At 35.4% G+C, this 396-nt stretch carries 1 protein-coding gene; it reads left to right on the top strand.

Annotated elements, in window-relative coordinates; genetic code table 11:
• Positions 1-70: 70 nt before the first annotated feature.
• Positions 71-396 (top strand): aromatic acid exporter family protein (locus V7068_RS19710; protein ID WP_499714189.1); only part of this gene is annotated, 326 nt, incomplete at its 3' end.

Genomic DNA, 396 nt, shown 5'->3' with positions numbered 1-396 from the left:
TTACAGTTGTTTACTTCATTGCTAATTAGCAAAATGTTACAAACTATAAACGTTGAAAGGATTTAAATATATGAAGTTAGGCGCCCGCATTCTTAAGACGGGAATAGCAATTGTTTTAGCACTTTATTTATCGGAACTGCTAAACCTTCCTGCCCCGGTGCTTTCTGGAATCGCTGCAATCTTTGCTATTCAGCCGACGATTTATCGGTCTTATCAATCCGTCTTAGAACAGATTCAAGGGAATCTGATTGGTGCAATTGTAGCCGTTGCTTTCGTTTTACTATTTGGAAATGATATTTTCATTATTGGTTTAGCTGTTATGATTGTTATTACAATCAATATTCAGTTAAAAATGGAGAATACAATTATTCTTTCCATCGTGACAGTCATTGCGAT

It is taken from the genome of Bacillus sp. JJ634 (assembly GCF_036962285.1).
Taxonomy (GTDB): Bacteria; Bacillota; Bacilli; order Bacillales; family DSM-1321; genus Peribacillus; species Peribacillus asahii_A.
This window is presented reverse-complemented; position numbering and strand designations above follow the sequence as displayed.